Origin of the sequence: Caldalkalibacillus mannanilyticus JCM 10596 (genome assembly GCF_000615945.1) — a bacterium.
GTDB lineage: Bacteria > Bacillota > Bacilli > Caldalkalibacillales > JCM-10596 > Bacillus_AT > Bacillus_AT mannanilyticus.
In genome coordinates this window covers 35,320-53,951 of sequence record NZ_BAMO01000036.1, presented here as the reverse complement: position 1 = coordinate 53,951, position 18,632 = coordinate 35,320, and the positions used below count along the sequence as shown (strand labels likewise).

Sequence of the window (18,632 nt, the reverse complement as noted above, 5' to 3'; positions counted from 1 at the left end):
CTCAGACACAAATCCAACAAACCTTACCTTGGCAGTCTCAGTCTCATCATACAAACGCTCATATACGTTCATGTGGATACCCCTCCTTGTCTTTATTCAAATTAATGTAACACATTGTAGTTATATTATACCTTATATCTTTTTTGGCAGGCAAGGAGATAGATCACTTCATTCAAGTTCTTTCCTTATTTATTTGAGATTTATTTGAGCTTCCCCATCTCTCCTCTCTCTTTTATTCTTCTCTTCAAATAAGCTACAACCTCCGATAGAAAAATACAGTCTTCTTCATCGACCTCTTGATGATGATGACTACTAACCCATAAAATTCCTAGGAGGTGATGTTTCTCATAACAAGGAATGTATATGTCAATCCCTCTCTGCTTATTCACCATTTGATTCGTTCCCCGTATAGCACATAATGATAATTCATTATCACCAAAAGGAAACGTTTCAGGTTGCGGATCCACACCCGCCCTACATAAGAGATAAAAGCCATTTTTCTCGCATGTATAATAGGAAACGTTACGATAGATGTATTTCTCAGTAGTAATTAATTTCGTTACCTTCTCTAATAAAATTCCCGTTTCCTTAATTTTTTCCCCATAAATCCCAATTTGATATCTAAATTCATCTAAGGTATCAGATTTAGAGTCATACATACTATTGCCTCCACACTTTTATCAGCATTCTACATACATTGTACTATTTTCCATTTACTTTCATACGTTTTTTTTTGATTAAGTTTCACTAGTGTATTTAGAGTTGTCAATCTAAGTTGATAATGCTAAGATGTTAAAAGATGTTAAGCGTATACATAGCTGTAAGTTAGGAGTGAACGTCGTGAGTAATAGCTCGTTTATAAAACTGGTCAAAGCCTCTGCTACCTCTCAGGTTACTTTGCAGGATGTAAAATCAAAATTACAGCATTACATAGACATGACTACAAAAACCGGTAAGCAGTTGGACTGGGGATACTCAGAAGCCGCTTTCCCTTATTCGATCGCGGAAAAACCTGAGGGAAAAGACCAATGGTTTTATCTAAAAGGGAAAGATCAGAAATTATATAAGTATATTGTGTTTGGTGTAGGCTCCGAAACCGTTCCTAATGAAGAAGGGAATGAAGAACAATATTTTATACAGGTTGTGTTGCCTGAAGGAGCTACTCATGGTGATAAAGGGAAAGCCAATGAGTTTTGTAAATATCTTGCTAAAGAATACAAAGCTGAACTGCATTTATTCAATGGACGCATCATGTATTACTATCCTCGAAAGCCTTAAATCATTTGAACCTTAGGATTCTCTAGAAAAGATTCTTAAGGTTTTTTTATACTATCAGAAAGTCTTCTTTTTTTCCAGAGAACTCCTGTTTCATTCCTCTTCTATTTTCTTTTTTTTTATCATATAATAAGAACACACGTTCTTTCAATAGGAAAAATGGAGGATGTTTCACCATGTCTAATACTCCCTTGAAAACTACAACCATCTTCTTAGTTGACATGCAATCCTTTTATGCAAGCGTAGAAAAGGCCTGCCTCCCACATCTTCGTGATAAGCCCTTAGTTGTAGCAGGTGACCCTGAACGACGCAGTGGAATCATTCTTGCCGCCTGCCCCCTCGCTAAGAAATGGGGGATTAGCACAGCTGAAGCCCTGTGGCAAGCAGAACAAAAGTGCCCAGAATTAGTCGTTGTTCGACCTCGGATGCAGAAATATATTGATGTTTCTCTTCAAATCACTTCCATCTTAGAAAGCTTCAGCGATCTTACAGAACCCTATAGTATAGACGAACAATTTGTAGATATGACCCCCTCTCTCCATCTATTTGGGACCGCTCATAAAACCGCCTTGCTGCTACAGAATCGCATTCTACAGGAAACAGGAGTCTATGCAAGAATTGGAATTGGACCAAATAAAGCATTAGCCAAAATGGCCTGCGATCATTTCGCCAAAAAAAACAAGGAAGGTATTTTTTATCTACCAAAAGAAAGCATCCACTCTCTTCTCTGGCCTCTTCCTGTTGGAAAGCTATTTGGTGTAGGGAGAAAAATGAAAAAGCATCTAGAACATATGGGCATACGAACCATTGGACAGCTGGCTCAATACCCTATGGAGCTTCTGCAAAAAAAATGGGGAATTAATGGAGTCGTGCTATGGATGACTGCAAACGGTCAGGATGATTCTCCTGTTTCAACAGAATCTCATGTACAACAAAAAGCAGTGGGACATCAAATGACACTCCCTAGAGATTATAAAGAACTGGCTGAAATCAAAGTAGTTCTGCTAGAACTAAGTGAGGAAGTAGGGTATCGTGCCCGCTGTAAACAGTACCTAGGTCATACCGTTTCAGTAGGCGCCAAAGGGGCTGATTTTGCTTTCCCCACCGGATTTTATAGACAGTCTAAACTCTATTACGAAACTAATTTTGGGATGGATATTTTTAAATCAGCCTACCGTTTATTCTGTCAGCACTGGGATGGAGAGCCTATCCGAAGCGTATCTGTGACTCTTTCTGGTCTTTCTCCTTTACATGATTGTCAACAGCTCCATTTCTTTCACGATATAGGTAAAAAAGAACAGATTAGCACCGCCATGGATCAAATCAAACAAAAATATGGATCAGCCTCTATCATAAGAGCCTCTTCTCTCACCAAGGCAGGGCAAGCTGTAGCTCGTTCTCACAAAATTGGAGGCCACTACAAATAGAAGGTCAAGAGTACCATGAACAAGGGCATCACAATTCCAGTCAATCCCATAGCAAAGCCACTCACACCTCCTCTGCGCTCAGAATCAAGAAGAAGTCTGGCTGTACCAATTCCATGTGCAGAGGTTCCAATGGCTGTTGCATAAGCAATATCATCACTGATTCCACAAAGCTTCAGTAATTTAGGACCACATACACTACCAATAATTCCTGTCAACACAGTCAATACTCCAATGAGCTGAGGAGCTCCTCCCCATCCTTGAACCATTTCTACAGCAATGGGAGTTGTCACTGTTTTAGAAGCAAGGGCAAGAAACATCTCTCTGCTCCCACCTAAAAGCCAAACAATCAAATAGGCTGAAAACATTCCCGTCAAACATCCTGCTAGAATCCCAATCAAAATTGACCAAAAATGCTCACGGATCAATAGATAATTTTTATACAAAGGGACAGCTAAAGCCACTGTAGCAGGTCCAAGAAAGAAAAAAATCAAATCGCCTCCCAATTGATAGTTTTCATAAGGAATATCAGCCACAACCAAAATGAAAAGGACAAATAAACTCGTAAATACAACGGGATGCAGCCAACGAAGCTTCTGATAAAAAAATAGACAGATCACATAGAGACCTACTGTTAAAGCAACACCAAATAGGGGGGATTGCACAAGCGAAAGCTGACTAATCAATGGAGCTAACACCATCGCACTCCCCTCCTTTCTTTTCTTTTGATTTCTTCAACAGCCCTTGCACGAACCAGCCGGTTGTCAGCATAACCACAAAGGTCCCGACAAAAAGACTCACTACAATGGGAAGCCACTGAGCTCTATAATCTGAAAAAATAACCCCTACGCCTACAATCACAGGGGTAAAAAAGAGTAGCATATGCTTCAACAAAAATTGTGCGGTTTCTTCAATCCACGAAAGCTTGATCCATCCAGCACAAAGGGCAAAAACTAATAAAATAAAACCAATCACATTTCCTGGAAGAGGAATAAACCAGGCATGTAATAGAGCACCCGCAAAATAAAAAGCAAGTAGTATAGCTAAGCCTCTCATACCGTTTCTCTCCTACTCTTAAAAAATCACTCTATCGTCTATCTTTTCATCATATCATAGAAAAAGGTACGAAATAGAAAGAAGATGTTCGCACTCTTTTAAGCAGAGTGAACATCTTCTTTCATTCACTTATACATTACTCACATTCCACCGATATTAAGCAGAAAATTGTTCTTTTTCGGTAGAGCCTTCAAGAGCAGTCGTGGAAGAATTCCCTCCCGCAATCACTTGGGCTACTTCATCAAAGTATCCTGTTCCCACCTCACGTTGATGCCTTGTCGCTGTATAACCGTGCTGTTCAATGGCAAATTCAGCTTGTTGCAGCTGAGAATAAGCAGCCATCCCACTCTCTTTGTACCCGCGAGCAAGTTCAAACATACTGTAGTTCAGCGCATGGAAACCTGCTAGAGTGACAAATTGGAACTTGTAGCCCATTTTCCCAAGCTCTTTCTGGAATTTAGCAATCGTTTCATCATCCAGCTTCTTCTTCCAGTTAAACGAAGGGGAGCAGTTATACGCTAGTAATTTACCAGGGAACTTCTCATGAATGGCTTCAGCAAATCTTCTTGCTTCCTCCAGGTTTGGCTCAGAGGTTTCGCACCAAATCATATCGGCATAAGGAGCATAGGCAAGCCCACGAGAAATGGCTTGATCCAACCCATCATTGGTATAGAAGAATCCTTCTGGAGAACGTTCGCCCGTTAAGAAAGGCTGATCATATGGATCAATGTCACTTGTAATCAGACGAGCTGCATTCGCATCTGTTCGAGCAATTAAAACAGTAGGTACTCCCATCACATCTGCAGCTAAACGAGCAGAAATTAAATTCTTCACCGCTTGTTGCGTCGGAAGAAGAACCTTCCCTCCTAAATGACCACATTTTTTCTCTGAAGAAAGCTGATCCTCAAAATGAACGCCAGCTGCTCCTGCCTCGATCATTCCTTTCATTAACTCAAAGCAATTTAACGCTCCTCCAAAACCTGCCTCTGCATCGGCTACAATCGGGGCAAACCAATACGTTCCTTCATTCCCTTCTGAGTGATCAATTTGATCCGCACGCTGCAAAGCTTGATTAATACGCTTAACAACATGAGGAACACTGTTGGCTGGATACAGACTCTGATCAGGGTACATATTACCAGACAAATTAGCATCTGCCGCTACCTGCCAGCCGCTCAAATAAATGGCTTTCAACCCCGCCTTGACCTGCTGAACAGCTTGATTCCCTGTTAAAGCTCCTAGTGCATTGACATAATCCTCTGTATTTACTAGATTCCACAGACGTTCTGCACCCATTTTAGCTAGAGTATGCTCAATCTGAATAGAACCACGCAAGCGAAGAACATCCTCCGCAGAATATGGGCGTGTAATCCCCTTCCAACGATCCGCCTTCCAATTGCTTTCTAATTCTTTCATTTCTTTTTCATTCATCATTCTTCCTCATTCCTCTCCATTTTTTTAGATTCTGATTGTTTACGTATGTGTGGTGTTGAATTTAAAAGCCAAACTCTCTAAGATGAGAGTTGTTGATAGCCTGGTATCGTTAGAAACTCAATGAACTCATCCTCCGTGACAAGCTGTAAAAAGAGACTGGCAGCCTGAGTATAACGACCATCCATATAGCGCTCTTGCCCCAAATGCTCCAAGAGAACTTGAAGCTCTTCTTCTAACAATTCCTCAACTAATGCTAAGGTCACCTTGCGTCCATCCTGAAGAATTCCTTTAGGATGACGGATCCATTGCCAAACCTGGGTTCTTGAAATCTCTGCCGTTGCGGCATCCTCCATCAGATTATAAATGGGAACAGCACCAGATCCTCCTAACCAAGCTTCGATGTATTGAACGGCTACACTTATGTTTGTTCTTAATCCCTGTTCTGTAATTTCACCACTAGGGGCTTCAAGAAGATCACTCGCTGATACACGAACATCCTCTCTCTTTTTGTCCACTTGATTAGAGCTAGGCATGTATTCATTAAATGCCTTCATGGCTACCTCAACTAATCCCGGGTGAGCTACCCAAGTACCATCATGCCCATTCTTCGCTTCTCTTTCCTTATCCGCTCTAACCTTATTCATCGCTTCTTCATTCGCTACAGGATCATACTTTACTGGAATCTGGGCTGCCATTCCGCCCATCGCGTGCGCTTCTCTTTTATGACATGTTTGGATAACATAGAGAGAATACGCATTCATGAAAGGCACCGTCATCGTCACTTGTGAACGATCAGGCAAGATAAACTGTGGATGATTTCTTAGCTTTTTGATATAGCTAAAGATATAATCCCAGCGCCCGCAATTTAATCCAGCACTATGCTCACGTAATTCATATAAAATCTCATCTGCTTCAAATGTAGCAAGAATCGTTTCGATTAGAACAGTTGCCTTAATCGTTCCTTGAGGGATTCCTAATTCATTCTGGGCAAAAACAAAGATATCGTTCCATAAGCGAGCCTCTAAATGCCCCTCCAGCTTTGGTAGATAGAAATAAGGACCAGATCCTTTGGCTAATAGGGTCTTGGCATTATGATAAAAGAAAAGTCCAAAATCAAAGATGCTACCAGAAGCTGGCTCCCCATGAATCAACACATGTTTTTCTTCCAGATGCCATCCTCTTGGGCGAACCAATAGAGTCGCAATCTGATCCTTTAATTCATATTTTTTTCCTTGAGGACTTGTAAAGTCTATCGTTCTATTAATGGCATCCCGTAAGTTTATTTGCCCGCCTATGCTATTCTCCCAAGTCGGTGAATTAGCATCTTCAAAATCAGCCATAAACGCCTTTGCTCCAGAATTAAACGCATTAATGACCATTTTTCGATCACCAGCAGGACCTGTAATCTCTACTCTACGATCCTGTAAATCAAGTGGTACAGGGGTCGTTCTCCATGAACCTTCCCTAATATTTTTGGTTTCTTCTAGAAAGTCTGGCAGTTCACCAGCATCAATATCCTTTTGTCTTGTTATTCTGTTTTGTAACAGTTCCTTCCGCCTAGTTCCAAACTGAAGGTGAAGCTTCTTCACAAATTCTAATGCTTCAAAGGATAAGATTTCTCCATATTCTTCTGTGAGGATTTCTCCTTCGATTCGAACATCCGACGGACTTTTTATTGAAGTTGACATCCTATCTTCCCCCCTATATTAATCAAGAAGACCATTCCCATTACATCTAGGACAGCATAATAGACCATCTCCTTGGCATTCTGAACATCCTTCGATTTCATGATGAGAGCAAGCTTTCTCATGGCACCTATGACATTCAATTTCTCCAGTCCCATGGCAAATATGACAGTTCATCTCTCTTTTCCTCCTTCTTCATCCTCTCTGTATTACTACAGAAAGTTTTAATTAATAGTTATTATATAACAAATAAATATTTTGGCAACTGTTTTATCACAATTTTTAATAAAATATTTTTGTACTATAACAGAAGAACTAGAAAAGAGGGACTGAAAGAATAATTTCCGCGTATGCCTAGGGGCTTTTATCCCACCTTGCACATACTCTTTAAATATAAAAACAGATCATTAGGAGGTTTTCAGAATATGTATCCGATCGATCGACAGAATCCTCAACTAACAGGTTATGGGTATCATCACCGTCCCCGTTTCCCTTGGCAACCTTTTGCTCTATTTCCGTTCTTATCATACGCATTACGCCCACCATATCCATATCCTTATCCTTATCCCTATCCACCTTACCCTTACTATCCACCATACAGTCCTTATCCTCCTTACTATCCTTACTATAGATCTAACCCTGCTGAGGAGATCTACACAGAAATGGAGAACTAAAAAAAGGAGCAAGTACATAGCCCTTTCAGCTATATGCTTGCTCCTTTTTTCGAAACAAATCTTAGTACACAGACTTTCCTAATTATAAGAATCTCTTTCTAATCTCTGGAGAAGGGATCAGACAATGATCCCTTTTTCCAAACCATTTGATTCTGTTTTTTGCCACAATTCCATATACCGCATCTCTGATTGGTTTGGGCACAACTAATAGGGCATAGAATACCTTCCAGGCCCCTTTTAAATCCTTACAAATTCGAAGAGCGGCTGATGATTTAAAATAACAAGTTTCCTGATCTACTAGAATGAAGCTGTTGATATTCTCAGGAATGTTATATTTTTTTATGAGTTCTTTCCCTATATCGCTTTGTTGAGCAGCAAACTTATAAACCCCCTGTGGATCTCTTTTAATAATAAACTGAACACTCTTATCACAAAAATTACATTCTCCATCAAATAATACAATCTTATTCATGATTCTCTCGACTCCTTCTTAGGTTTCATCTAACAACTCGTGGAGATAGAAGTTCCGATTTTCTAGAAACCTTCTTGTTATTTGATAATGACTTGTATCTTCATAACGTACAAGTCGAATCGAAGTTTCATCAAATTGAAAAATTTCTGCCTCCGGGTATCCCAAAAGAATCGGTGAATGAGTAGCTATAATTAGTTGAGAATCCTTCTGCAATTGATGAATAAGGCTCAGGAATGTTAATTGTCTTGCAGGAGATAAAGCCGCTTCAGGCTCGTCTAATAGGTAAATCCCCTGCTTCCCTAACCGGTGTGTAAACAGAGATAAGAAGGACTCTCCATGAGATTGTTCATGCAGCGATTTTCCGCCATAGTAGTCATACACCCGTCCGCCTTCTTCCTCCGCCATCTCATCCATATAAGAAGCAAAATGATAAAAGGACTCCGCTCGTAGAAAAAAGCCATTTTTTATTTTGGGCATCCAAGATAAACGTATATACTCGCCAAAATCAGCATGAGAGGAAGCTACTTCATACAAGTTATTGGCACTCCCACCAGCCACATTAAATTCACACTTATAAGCAATCGCTTCTAAAAGGGTCGATTTCCCTGAACCATTCTCTCCCACGAAAAAGGTAACATTTTTGTTTAAAGCAAGACTCGACAGGTTACGAAGGGCAGGAATGTTAAAAGGATATACATTTGTTTTTTTTATTTTCTCTTTCAGTACCTTAATTTCTCGGAGAAACATAAGTTAGCTCCCTCCATTTTTTCTATTAAACAGCCACAGTTCTAGTCTTTTTCATCTTAAACATTATATGCTTTCTCTTTTCTAGAAAAGAAGGCTTAGCTATATCGTACCATTAGTAGAGCTCCTTATCTATTTATTTACAGGATCAAATAAGCTTAAGTATATAGTATAGTAAAATATTCCTTTTTTTATATATTTTTGAAGGTATGCTGTGATATTTGTAGAATATGGGTTTAAAGAGAAAAATGTTAACACAATATTTTCAACTAATTATGTTTAAGGAGAGGTAGAATAATCGATGAAAAAAATACTATTTTCTAACTTTTTTGTGATTGTACTTACGCTGGTATTCTCTACTTCGGCATTTTCTTCATTAAATACTCCTGAGGAAAAAGCTGATGAATATGAGCCCAATAACACTCCAGAAGAAGCCGTCTATTTTGAAAATCATTCGGTCCTAGAACAAGGTCACATAATACAAGCCTATATAGCTCCTGATGATTTAGACTACTACCTTTTTTACACTCCGACGAGTGCACTTCAACTTGTCATATTTTATGCACCTGATAACCAAAATTATTTGGTTTCTATCTTTTTAGCAAGTGAATTATTAGATAGAAAACCAGGTGAAGAAGTTCCTAGTATTGTAAAAACTTATACAAACGGGGAACTAGGAGTGATATTGCCATTCCATCCTATAGCACAGGAAAAGTACATCGTTCTTGTAGAAGGTTATGATGGAGCTCATAACGAAAAAGATCGTTACACTTTAATAGCTCATCAAACTCGTTAGGCACAAAGAGGATGTTACCAAAAGCTAAGCTTCTAGTAACATCCTCTTCTCTTTTTCTTATATTTACTCTATCTATAACCCTATACTTTCCTTGAAGTTAATTTCGCTTGAGTAAAGAGCAGTAAATAATCAAATCCACCTGCTTTGGAATCTGTTCCAGACATGTTAAAGCCGCCGAACGGGTGAACTCCTACAAGTGCTCCTGTACATTTACGGTTGATATAAAGATTTCCGCAATGAATGGTTTCTAAAGCATATTCAATACGTTCTTCAACACCGGAGAAAAACGCTCCTGTTAATCCATACTCTGTATTATTGAAGATATCAATCGCTTCCTGCCAATCGCTTGCCTTGCAGATCGCCAGAACAGGTCCAAAAATCTCTTCCAGCATAATACGGGAAGTAGGCTTAACATCAACAAATACAGTAGGTTGAATATAAAAACCATTGCCTTCTCCCTTGCTTCCACCTGCTACAAGTTTTCCTTCCTGCTTTCCAATCTCGATATACTCAAGGATGCGATTATAAGCACTCTGATCAATGACTGGACCTACTTGATAATTCTCTTCTGGTAGACCCATTTCTAGTTGATTCGTTAATTCTATGACTCTCTCTACGACTTGATCATACACAGAATCGACAATAACCGCTCGTGATCCAGCAGAGCATTTTTGTCCTTGGAATCCAAAAGCAGAAGCAACAACCGCTTGAGCTGCCGCTTCAAGATCTGCCGTTTCATCAACAACAATCCCGTCTTTTCCACCCATTTCAGCCACTAAACGTTTAATCCAAATTTGTCCTTCTTGTGTTTCAGCTGCTAGACGATTGATGCGAAGACCTACTTCTTTGGAGCCTGTGAAGCTAATAAATCTTGTTTTTGGATGGGTTGTTAAGTAATCCCCTACCTCTGCTCCACTTCCAGGAATGAAATTAATGACACCAGCTGGTAACCCTACCTCTTCCATTAGGGCAACAAATTTATGAGCAATAACTGGAGTAGTAGAAGCTGGCTTTAAGAGAACAGTATTTCCAGACACCACTGCAGCTGTTGTCATTCCTACACAAATAGCTAATGGGAAATTCCAAGGAGGAATCACGACTCCAACCCCTAGTGGGATGTAAGAAAGCTTGTTATCTTCTCCAGGAATTTTGACCAGAGGCTGATGAATATGAGTTTCGCTCAAGCGAATCATTTCTCTAGCATAGAATTCGATGAAATCGATCGCTTCTGCCGTATCCGCATCTGCTTCTGCATAATTTTTCCCTGACTCTAAGATCATTAAAGCAGAAAATTCATGCTTGCGTTGACGCATTAGATCAGCCGCTTTAAAGAGATACTCTGCTCTTTCTCTAGCAGGGACCTTTTTCCACGTTTCGAAAGTAGCTAAGGCTTCTTGCATTGCTTTTTCTGCAAGCTCCTTACTAGCTTTACTTACCTTCCCAATCACTTCATCCTTTTTTCCTGGGTTGATCGAAACAATCTTATCTTCTGTATAAACCTTCTCATTCCCAATATATAAAGGATAATCTTGATTTAATTCTGCCTTTACTTTTTGAAGAGCTTGCTCCATCGCTTTTTTATTCTCTTCTAGTGAAAAATTAGTAAATGGTTCGTTTACAAAAGGGGCTATTGTTTTCGTTGTCATGATTAATCTCTCCTTTAATCTATAATCATTTAGCGGATAAGCTTTTTTAAACCCATCCTCTCCAGCGTGATGCTTCTGCCATTCTGCGTAATCCTACAATGTAAGAAGAAAGCCTCATATCTATTTTTAAGCGTCTAGAAGTGTCATAGACATTATGAAAAGAAGCTGTTAAGATTTTTTCTAGCTTTTCTTCTACTTCTTCTTCTGACCAATAGTAACCTTGGTTGTTTTGAACCCATTCAAAATAGGAAACAACAACGCCTCCAGCACTCGCCAGTACATCAGGTACAATAAGAACTCCTTTTTCTGTTAAAATTTCAGTAGCCTTGAGTGTTGTAGGTCCATTTGCTGCTTCTACTAAAATTTTTGCTTTAATCTCTGCCGCATTTTCTTCAGTAATCTGATTTTCAATAGCAGCCGGGACGAGAATATCACATTCTTGAACAAGCAACTCTTTATTTGTCAGTTGAGGAGGAAATAAATTGGTTACAGTCCCAAAAGAATCTCGTCTATCTAACAAATACTCGATATCCAATCCCTCAGGATCATACAAAGCTCCTAGCGCGTCAGAAATACCCACAATCTTAGCGCCAGCATCATGTAAAAACTTCGCGAGAAAGCTTCCTGCATTACCAAAACCTTGAATGATGACTCTAGCTCCTTCGATTTGAATACCAGCTACCTCCGCCGCTTCTCGTAAACAAATGGTTACACCTTTGGCTGTAGAGGATTCACGACCTGCTGATCCTCCTAGAACCAAAGGCTTTCCAGTAATAAATCCTGGAGAGTCAAATTCTCTAATTCGACTGTACTCATCCATCATCCATCCCATGATTTGCGAGTTGGTAAATACATCAGGGGCTGGGATGTCCTTTGTCGGTCCAACAATCTGACTAATCGCACGTACATAGCCACGGCTTAAGCGTTCTAATTCACGAAAAGACATTTCCCGCGGATCACATTGGATACCACCTTTTCCACCGCCATAAGGAAGATTGGTAATACCACATTTAATACTCATCCACATGGATAAAGCTTTCACTTCTTCTTCAGTAACATTGGGATGAAAGCGAATGCCTCCTTTTGTCGGGCCGACAGAATCATTGTGCTGGGCACGATAACCAGTAAAAATCTTGACTGATCCATCATCCATTCTTACAGGAATACGAACCGTCAATAAGCGTAGTGGTTCCTTCAATAGTTCATAGAATTCATCTTCATACCCTAATTTACCTAAGGCTTGCTTAATCACCTGCTGTGTTCGTTCAAATACACTTAGGTTCTCTAAATTGATGGACTCATTAGATTGATGATTCGCTTGTTTTACTTCTTCTGCCTTCATGCTCATGCCTGAACACCCCTTATTTTTGCTCTCCAGAACTCACTCTTACATCTAACACTTTTCTAATAATGTCTAATGCCCAATCCAATTCTTCCTTCTTAATCGTTAGAGGAGGAGCAAATCGAATCGTTGTTTCATGTGTTTCCTTACATAAAAGACCACGTTCTTTTAGCTCTTCACAATAAGGTCTTGCTTTGGTATTCAATTCTAATCCAATAAACAATCCTCTGCCTCGAATATCGGCAATAACAGGATTCTCTATCTTTCTAAGCTCTTCAATGAAATATTCTCCAAGCTCAGCAGAACGTTGAACTAATTTTTCCTCATTAAGTACGTCAAGTGCTGCAATGGCTACAGCACAGCCAAGTGGATTCCCACCAAAAGTAGATCCATGAGAACCTGGCTCAAATACTTCTAGAATTTCTTTATTTGCAGCAACAGCGGATATAGGGAATACTCCACCGCCTAATGCTTTCCCCATAATGTACATATCCGGCTTTACATCTTCCCAGTCACAAGCAAATAGTTTTCCTGTGCGTCCAAAACCAGTCTGGATTTCATCAGCGACAAATAGAACATTATTTTCTTTACAAATTTCTTGTGCAGCTTTCAAAAAGCCTTCCGTTGGGATAACAATACCCGCTTCTCCTTGAATCGGCTCTACCATGAAGGCAGCTGTATTAGGAGTAATCGCTTTCTTAAGCTCCTCAATATCCCCGTATGGAATAATCTTAAAACCAGGAGTAAAAGGTCCAAATCCTCTCTTATATTCTTCAGCAGAAGAAAAGGAAGTAATAGTTAATGTTCTACCATGAAAGTTTCCTTCACAAACAATGACCTCTGCTTGATTTGCAGGAACTTTTTTCACTTCATAAGCCCATCTTCTCACAGCTTTCAGTGCTGTTTCTACAGCTTCTGCTCCAGTATTCATTGGTAGAATCATTTCTTTTCCAGTTAGACTAGATAGTTTTTCATAGAAATCCCCAAGTTGATCGTTGTGGAAAGCTCTAGAAGTAAGAGTTACTTTATCTGCTTGATCCTTTAAGGCTTGAATAATTTTGGGATGGCGATGTCCTTGATTTAACGCCGAATATGCACTTAACATATCCATATATCGTTGTCCTTGAGGATCTTCTACCCAAACCCCTTCTGCCTTGGAAATAACAATGGGCAGCGGATGATAATTATTCGCTCCAAATCTTTCTGTTTGTTCAATAATCGTTTGAGATCTATTCATTTAAGAAATCCCCCTTATTCATTTTTCCTAGTAAGCTCTATACATACTTTCATCTTTTTGAGCGCACTTTTAGTAATGCAAGTTTCATGCCAAAATAAAAAAAGGACATATTCAAATATAGTCACTCTATTTTATACTGATATGCAAAAAATGACGAAGAGGAACAGCATAATATTTTTGCTGTGCAATATTTTTTTGCTTAATGCACTAGAATTTTTTTTGCATAAATGAAAAAGAACATGCTACAATGACTTGAAGAATGAAAGAAGGCAGGTGATTACGTTGAAAAAAGAGGATGAAATCAGACACTTACAACAACTCATCACTTTTTATCAATTTATTGTGCAGGAAATGAACGAGGGCGTTCACGTCATCGATGAACAGGGACGTTCCATTATATATAATAAAAAAATGAGCGAAATCGAATCGATGCAAGCCGAAGATGTACTAGGTAAAAATCTTCTGGATGTGTTTCCTTTTTCCAGAGGAGAAGAAAGCACCTTGTATCGAGCGTTAAAAGAAAGAGAAACAGTAAAAAAAGTAAGACAAACGTATTTTAATGATAAAGGGAAAGAAATCAATACAATCAATCATACCTTTCCTATCATGGATCATCATACCATTATTGGCGCTGTTGAAATTGCTAACGATGTGACAAAAATTGAACGAATTATTAGAGAAAGCATTCTGAATAAGGAAAATACTAAATATACCTTTGAAAGTATTATTGGATCGAGCGCTGCAATGAAGGAAGTGATTGAAAATGCCAAGCGAGTGACAAGAACCTCTTCTTCTGTCTTAATCGTTGGAGAAACTGGGACAGGGAAGGAACTATTCGCTCAAAGCATTCACAATGGAAGCTACCGTTCAGCAGCTCCATTTATTTCTCAGAATTGTGCTGCATTACCAGATAGCCTGATTGAAGGTTTATTATTTGGCACGTCGAAAGGCGCATTTACTGGTGCGATCGAACGACCGGGGCTCTTCGAACAAGCGGAAGGGGGAACCCTGTTTCTAGATGAGATTAACTCCCTTACCCTCCCTTTACAAGCCAAACTTCTTCGAGCATTACAGGAAAAAACGATTCGTCGTATAGGAGATACGAAGGACAAACAAATTGATGTGCGCATTATTGCGGCTATTAACGAAGATCCTTTTGAAGCCATTTCGAATCAAAGAATCCGCAAAGATTTATATTATCGTTTAAGTGTGGTCACGCTGTTCATCCCCCCTCTTAGAGACAGAAAGGAAGATATTCTTGAATTAACGAAACACTTTATTTCAAAATATAATCACCTTTTCGATATGAATGTGGAAAGAGTATCTGAAGAAGTGAAGCAGCACCTTCTAAGCTATCATTGGCCTGGAAATGTTCGTGAGCTACAGCATATTATCGAAGGTGCAATGAACTTGATGGTTGACGAGAAGGAGATACTCCATACCCACCTCCCTGTCCATCATATCCGACGTCAAAATCAGCTAGAGAAAGAAGCATTTGATCAAAGCAAGCCTGATGATCAAGATACAGCCTCCCTTCTGAATCGGGAGAATCAAGAGCAAGTATGGTCACAAATTGAAGAATCCAAAACCCTGAGAGAAAAAGTAGAAGAGTTTGAAAAATATTATATTACACGCATTTTAGACAAGCACAGAAGCAACATATCGCAAGCGGCAAAAGAACTCGGCATAAGCAGACAAAGCCTGCAATATCGCTTGCGGAAATATAAAAAAACAATGTGAGTAAAAAGAAACATTCTAAGTGATTTTTTATCCTTTTCTGGTTATTTTCATGACGAACTCCAAATAAACTTATACAAAGCCAAAAACAGGAGGATGTCAGATGAACAAATACAATGTCTATTTTACAATTCATGGTTCTATAGAAATGCCTGCACATAATGAAGGAGATGCCATTAAGCGATTCTGGGAAAAAGAGAATCGTTTCCTGATCAATAACCTCTCAAGAAGCCCTAACGTTAACATGGATGATGTCAGAATCGAGGCGAAAGAGGTCATGTTAAAAGAAAATCAAGAGAAAAAGGTTCGCTTATTTGGCAGAGGCTAGAGAAGTAATTTTGAAAAGCACAAAAAAATAAAGTGATGGAAGAAACATTCCCCCATCACTTTTTTCTTTTGTTATTCTCACTTTCTAGTCTATCTGAAAGCTTCTCGCTACTTCCTCAGCACGCTCTTTACTAAAAAAAGGAGTATAGAAATAGAGATGATAAACATGATCTTTATCATGAAGGATATAGTAATGGATAATTTGTGCGATCCCTTGTGATTTGATGTGCTCAAGAGTTTTTACTGCTGGATAAGGGAAATCTTGAGGATACAATTTTTCAAATAATATAGGATTTGAGGTCTTTTCAATCATTGTTTCCTCGTTCATCAATCGAAGCCCTCCTACAACAAGTTGACCAGCAGAAATAAAATCCCAGCTCCCGTCACTTAACTCTACGATTTCAAAATCTTCTGGAAGCTCTTTCAGACTGTAAAAAGATGAAAGCTGTTCACCTCCATAACCTAATTCTCGCTTTTCACCTCCTGTTAGGTTCATAACATACATTGCTCCACCAAATAAAAGAAACAGGATAAGAGCAATTGATACTTTATTCAACAGAGTATTTCTGCTTCCGTTTCCTCTCTCTGATTTCAATGCTTTCACGTAAAGAATAATAAATCTGTTGTTTGGCTCCTTTCCTCATCTCGATTCCATTCCATCTATCTGCGAATTCCTCCAAACGATCTTTTTCAGAGTGGCTCATGGATATATCCCTCCTCCTCCAATAAATCCTTCAGCTTTTGTAGCCCCCTATACAAATCGGTTTTTACTCTTCCTTCTGTACATTGCATAATCGCCGCTGTTTCAGCGATAGAGAACTCTTTTATTTTTCTTAGGTAAATCACTGTACGATATTTGTCACTCAACTTCGCTAACGCTCGATATAGTTCCGCTTCACTTTCATTTAGTTCAATAAAGTGTAGGGGTTGCGGTTCACTGGATTTGATTGTAGCTGTCAGAGCTTCCACAATCCAACGAAATGATCTCTTTTTTCTTATCCAATCAACGGCTATATTTCTCGCGATTCGAAACAGCCATGTTTTCTCAGTTGCTCTTCCTTCAAAGGAGCGAATACTGGTATACACATTTAAAAAAGTTTCCTGCAAGAGATCTTCAGCCACCTCTGAAGAACCCACCATAAAAATAAAAAAACGATAAAGATCGTCACAATATTGATGATACAAGTATTGAGTCTTCTCAGATGCCGATATCTGATCCACTTCTCCACCTCCCATTCACCTGCTCTACCTATATAGTCGTTACATTACTCAAAAAGTTACAAAAAAAATCAACCTCATGTATCCAGATTTTTAGGGCATCCTACGATATAGCTAGCACGCTAAAAATCAGATGAAAGAGGAGGTTGAATCTTGGACACTGTCAATAAAAATAAGTTAGAACAGGATTTGCAAGTAGATCGAATGATTGATGAGGGGCTTGGAGCAGGAAGAATCATAGAAAAAGAAGATACAAAGAAGTTCAGTATGGATCATCTAGCTCAGAAAACAGAAGATGACAGAGATCTTTAGACTCAAGAAGAAAGCCCCCTCGCAAATTGAGGGGGCTCGATTTTTTTACTTAATTTTCTTATTGTGATCTTTCTTTAAAGGTATGAATCAGTACATTCCTGATCTGCTGTGGCTCGTGAATATATTTCCAAAATAATTCGCCGTAAATTAATAAGTCAGCATGAAGGTGAAGCCCTCCCTCAGGATCATCATTGACGGCAAAACTAGTTCCTGAGTTTCCGACGTAACCCAGAGTTTCTCCACGCTTCACCTCTTTACCCACATAGATTCCTTCTTCAATCTTGGAAAGATGTGCATAACGCACCATGACTCCATGATCATATTGCACCCAAACAGACCTCCCGCGCAATTTATCTAGGATATACGTCGGGGTTTCATGCAATTCGCCCGCCAAGGTCAAGTAAGCCTCTCTTTCATCCTTCTCAAATTCTATGTAGTCTAGGTCGGCTCTAACCACAACTCCATCAGCTACTGACAACACCTTAGTATTGAGATCGATCGTTGTTCCAGTAGCACCACTATACCAATCGATCCCCTCATGATATCCGTTTCGATACGCTCTTCTAGCCCCAGGCAAATGAGATTCTCGTGTGCTAATCATGGCACCAGGGATAGGATTCGTTAGAAGGATAGGTATTCAACCAACTCTTCTGTAGATAATTCATCTAGCTGTGTGCCCTTCTCTCTAAATTGACTAAACACTTCTTCGGTTGGAGTTTCAATAGAGAAGAACACTTTCCTCTTCCCTTCATCCATCATGGGCTCAATTTCCAGACCATGTTGGAGGAATTCAAGAGGCACGAAGACTTTCTTCTCTTCAAAGACTGGCTTCCACTCATACGGGAGAAAAACCCCATTTCTCTCCACTACCGGCACATCCTTCACCCAAGAAAAGGGGATGTCAAATAGAGTAACAAGAACGGTTCCATTCACCTCATCCACCTTATATTCACCCGATGCTACACCCGCTAGCTCTTCTAAATCAATCCACCAACTGTCTTCAATGTCGCGCACTGACAAATCATAATCGTAGTGATCAGCAGGAGCAGCAGGTTGATCCGAGGGTGATTTCTGTGAGCTATCAGGGGGATTTTGTTTTTCAATCTTTTGCCCCTCTGTCAAATCTTGATTCCCATTCCTATCTAACTGACCAAACTGTAGAAGAACTAATAGGAGAACCGTTGCAATGATACTTCCTACCAAAAATCCACCAGCATGATCTATTAGCTTTTTGAACATAACGCCACCTAATT

At 39.4% G+C, this 18,632-nt stretch carries 23 protein-coding genes; 6 read left to right on the top strand and 17 right to left on the bottom strand.

All coding sequences use genetic code 11. The features are described from left to right. Nucleotides 1-200 precede the first annotated feature (200 nt). The gene (locus JCM10596_RS18045; RefSeq protein ID WP_025028331.1) at nt 201-659 is read right to left on the bottom strand and encodes a hypothetical protein; all 459 of its coding nucleotides are present in this window, start codon (nt 657-659) and stop codon (nt 201-203) included. A gap of 181 nt (nt 660-840) precedes the next feature. On the opposite strand from JCM10596_RS18045, the gene JCM10596_RS18040 reads away from it, so the two are divergent. Then, a complete protein-coding gene (locus tag JCM10596_RS18040) occupies nt 841-1,278 on the top strand; it encodes a DUF1885 family protein (RefSeq protein ID WP_025028330.1) in 438 nt (145 codons plus the stop codon). 188 nt (nt 1,279-1,466) lie between these two features. Next, nucleotides 1,467-2,702: a DNA polymerase IV gene (locus JCM10596_RS18030; protein ID WP_025028329.1), complete on the top strand. Its 1,236-nt coding sequence runs from the start codon at nt 1,467-1,469 to the stop codon at nt 2,700-2,702. Here the strand turns inward: JCM10596_RS18030 and JCM10596_RS18025 are convergent. The 8 genes from JCM10596_RS18025 to JCM10596_RS17990 all read right to left on the bottom strand — a co-directional run bounded on the left by JCM10596_RS18025 (nt 2,693) and on the right by JCM10596_RS17990 (nt 8,767). Beyond that, complete coding sequence (locus JCM10596_RS18025; protein ID WP_051541372.1) at nt 2,693-3,400, bottom strand: LrgB family protein; 708 nt, start codon at nt 3,398-3,400, stop codon at nt 2,693-2,695. The two genes, JCM10596_RS18030 and JCM10596_RS18025, sit on opposite strands and share 10 nt — an antisense overlap. Beyond that, on the bottom strand, nt 3,378-3,755 hold the full coding sequence (locus JCM10596_RS18020; protein WP_025028327.1) for a CidA/LrgA family protein: 378 nt from the start codon (nt 3,753-3,755) through the stop codon (nt 3,378-3,380). Before JCM10596_RS18020 ends, JCM10596_RS18025 begins: the two co-directional genes overlap by 23 nt. 156 nt (nt 3,756-3,911) lie before the next feature. Continuing rightward, the gene (gene aceA / locus JCM10596_RS18015) at nt 3,912-5,189 is read right to left on the bottom strand and encodes an isocitrate lyase (RefSeq protein WP_025028326.1); all 1,278 of its coding nucleotides are present in this window, start codon (nt 5,187-5,189) and stop codon (nt 3,912-3,914) included. 77 nt (nt 5,190-5,266) lie between these two features. Continuing rightward, on the bottom strand, nt 5,267-6,877 hold the full coding sequence (aceB, locus tag JCM10596_RS18010) for a malate synthase A (protein ID WP_025028325.1): 1,611 nt from the start codon (nt 6,875-6,877) through the stop codon (nt 5,267-5,269). Beyond that, the gene (locus JCM10596_RS29615) at nt 6,862-7,017 is read right to left on the bottom strand and encodes a hypothetical protein (RefSeq protein ID WP_159102373.1); all 156 of its coding nucleotides are present in this window, start codon (nt 7,015-7,017) and stop codon (nt 6,862-6,864) included. Before JCM10596_RS29615 ends, aceB begins: the two co-directional genes overlap by 16 nt. Before the next feature lie 244 nt (nt 7,018-7,261). Next, the gene (locus JCM10596_RS29610) at nt 7,262-7,471 is read right to left on the bottom strand and encodes a hypothetical protein (RefSeq protein WP_025028324.1); all 210 of its coding nucleotides are present in this window, start codon (nt 7,469-7,471) and stop codon (nt 7,262-7,264) included. A 159-nt stretch (nt 7,472-7,630) separates the two neighbouring features. Further along, on the bottom strand, nt 7,631-8,020 hold the full coding sequence (locus JCM10596_RS17995; RefSeq protein WP_025028323.1) for a thiol-disulfide oxidoreductase DCC family protein: 390 nt from the start codon (nt 8,018-8,020) through the stop codon (nt 7,631-7,633). An 18-nt stretch (nt 8,021-8,038) separates the two neighbouring features. After that, nucleotides 8,039-8,767, bottom strand: coding sequence for an AAA family ATPase (locus JCM10596_RS17990; protein WP_025028322.1), 729 nt, complete (start codon nt 8,765-8,767; stop codon nt 8,039-8,041). A gap of 298 nt (nt 8,768-9,065) precedes the next feature. Here JCM10596_RS17990 and JCM10596_RS17985 point away from each other — a divergent pair, with 298 nt between their 5' ends. Continuing rightward, nucleotides 9,066-9,560, top strand: a complete 495-nt coding sequence (locus JCM10596_RS17985; protein ID WP_025028321.1) for a hypothetical protein — start codon at nt 9,066-9,068, stop codon at nt 9,558-9,560. A gap of 80 nt (nt 9,561-9,640) precedes the next feature. Here the strand turns inward: JCM10596_RS17985 and pruA are convergent, their stop codons facing one another. From pruA to JCM10596_RS17970, 3 genes are read right to left on the bottom strand one after another with little or no spacing between them, the layout of a single operon-like run. Then, nucleotides 9,641-11,206 carry an L-glutamate gamma-semialdehyde dehydrogenase gene (pruA, locus tag JCM10596_RS17980; RefSeq protein ID WP_034681657.1) on the bottom strand — a complete coding sequence of 522 codons (1,566 nt, stop codon included), beginning with the start codon at nt 11,204-11,206 and terminating at the stop codon, nt 9,641-9,643. A 46-nt stretch (nt 11,207-11,252) separates the two neighbouring features. Continuing rightward, entirely contained in the window at nt 11,253-12,548 is a 1,296-nt protein-coding gene (locus tag JCM10596_RS17975; RefSeq protein WP_025028319.1) for a Glu/Leu/Phe/Val family dehydrogenase, read from the bottom strand. 19 nt (nt 12,549-12,567) lie between these two features. Continuing rightward, on the bottom strand, nt 12,568-13,785 hold the full coding sequence (locus JCM10596_RS17970) for an ornithine--oxo-acid transaminase (protein WP_025028318.1): 1,218 nt from the start codon (nt 13,783-13,785) through the stop codon (nt 12,568-12,570). 351 nt (nt 13,786-14,136) lie between these two features. Here JCM10596_RS17970 and JCM10596_RS17965 point away from each other — a divergent pair, with 351 nt between their 5' ends. Continuing rightward, entirely contained in the window at nt 14,137-15,525 is a 1,389-nt protein-coding gene (locus tag JCM10596_RS17965; protein WP_148302638.1) for a sigma-54 interaction domain-containing protein, read from the top strand. 100 nt (nt 15,526-15,625) lie between these two features. Then, nucleotides 15,626-15,850 carry a hypothetical protein gene (locus JCM10596_RS17960; RefSeq protein ID WP_025028316.1) on the top strand — a complete coding sequence of 75 codons (225 nt, stop codon included), beginning with the start codon at nt 15,626-15,628 and terminating at the stop codon, nt 15,848-15,850. Nucleotides 15,851-15,934: 84 nt separating this feature from the next. On the opposite strand, the gene JCM10596_RS17955 is transcribed toward JCM10596_RS17960, so the two are convergent. The 3 genes from JCM10596_RS17955 to JCM10596_RS17945 are packed head-to-tail and all read right to left on the bottom strand — an operon-like array spanning nt 15,935 to nt 17,070. Further along, entirely contained in the window at nt 15,935-16,405 is a 471-nt protein-coding gene (locus tag JCM10596_RS17955; RefSeq protein ID WP_025028315.1) for a hypothetical protein, read from the bottom strand. Beyond that, the gene (locus JCM10596_RS29605) at nt 16,398-16,553 is read right to left on the bottom strand and encodes a hypothetical protein (protein WP_159102372.1); all 156 of its coding nucleotides are present in this window, start codon (nt 16,551-16,553) and stop codon (nt 16,398-16,400) included. Before JCM10596_RS29605 ends, JCM10596_RS17955 begins: the two co-directional genes overlap by 8 nt. Then, nucleotides 16,540-17,070: an RNA polymerase sigma factor gene (locus tag JCM10596_RS17945; RefSeq protein WP_159102371.1), complete on the bottom strand. Its 531-nt coding sequence runs from the start codon at nt 17,068-17,070 to the stop codon at nt 16,540-16,542. The genes JCM10596_RS29605 and JCM10596_RS17945 overlap by 14 nt, the downstream gene beginning before the upstream one ends. A gap of 150 nt (nt 17,071-17,220) precedes the next feature. Here JCM10596_RS17945 and JCM10596_RS29600 point away from each other — a divergent pair, with 150 nt between their 5' ends. Then, the gene (locus tag JCM10596_RS29600) at nt 17,221-17,379 is read left to right on the top strand and encodes a hypothetical protein (RefSeq protein ID WP_159102370.1); all 159 of its coding nucleotides are present in this window, start codon (nt 17,221-17,223) and stop codon (nt 17,377-17,379) included. A 58-nt stretch (nt 17,380-17,437) separates the two neighbouring features. Here the strand turns inward: JCM10596_RS29600 and JCM10596_RS28165 are convergent, their stop codons facing one another. Both JCM10596_RS28165 and JCM10596_RS28160 read right to left on the bottom strand, forming a co-directional pair. Continuing rightward, a complete protein-coding gene (locus JCM10596_RS28165; protein WP_081792099.1) occupies nt 17,438-17,980 on the bottom strand; it encodes a M23 family metallopeptidase in 543 nt (180 codons plus the stop codon). Nucleotides 17,981-18,000: 20 nt separating this feature from the next. Continuing rightward, complete coding sequence (locus tag JCM10596_RS28160; protein ID WP_051541369.1) at nt 18,001-18,618, bottom strand: hypothetical protein; 618 nt, start codon at nt 18,616-18,618, stop codon at nt 18,001-18,003. Between the last annotated feature and the right edge of the window lie 14 nt (nt 18,619-18,632).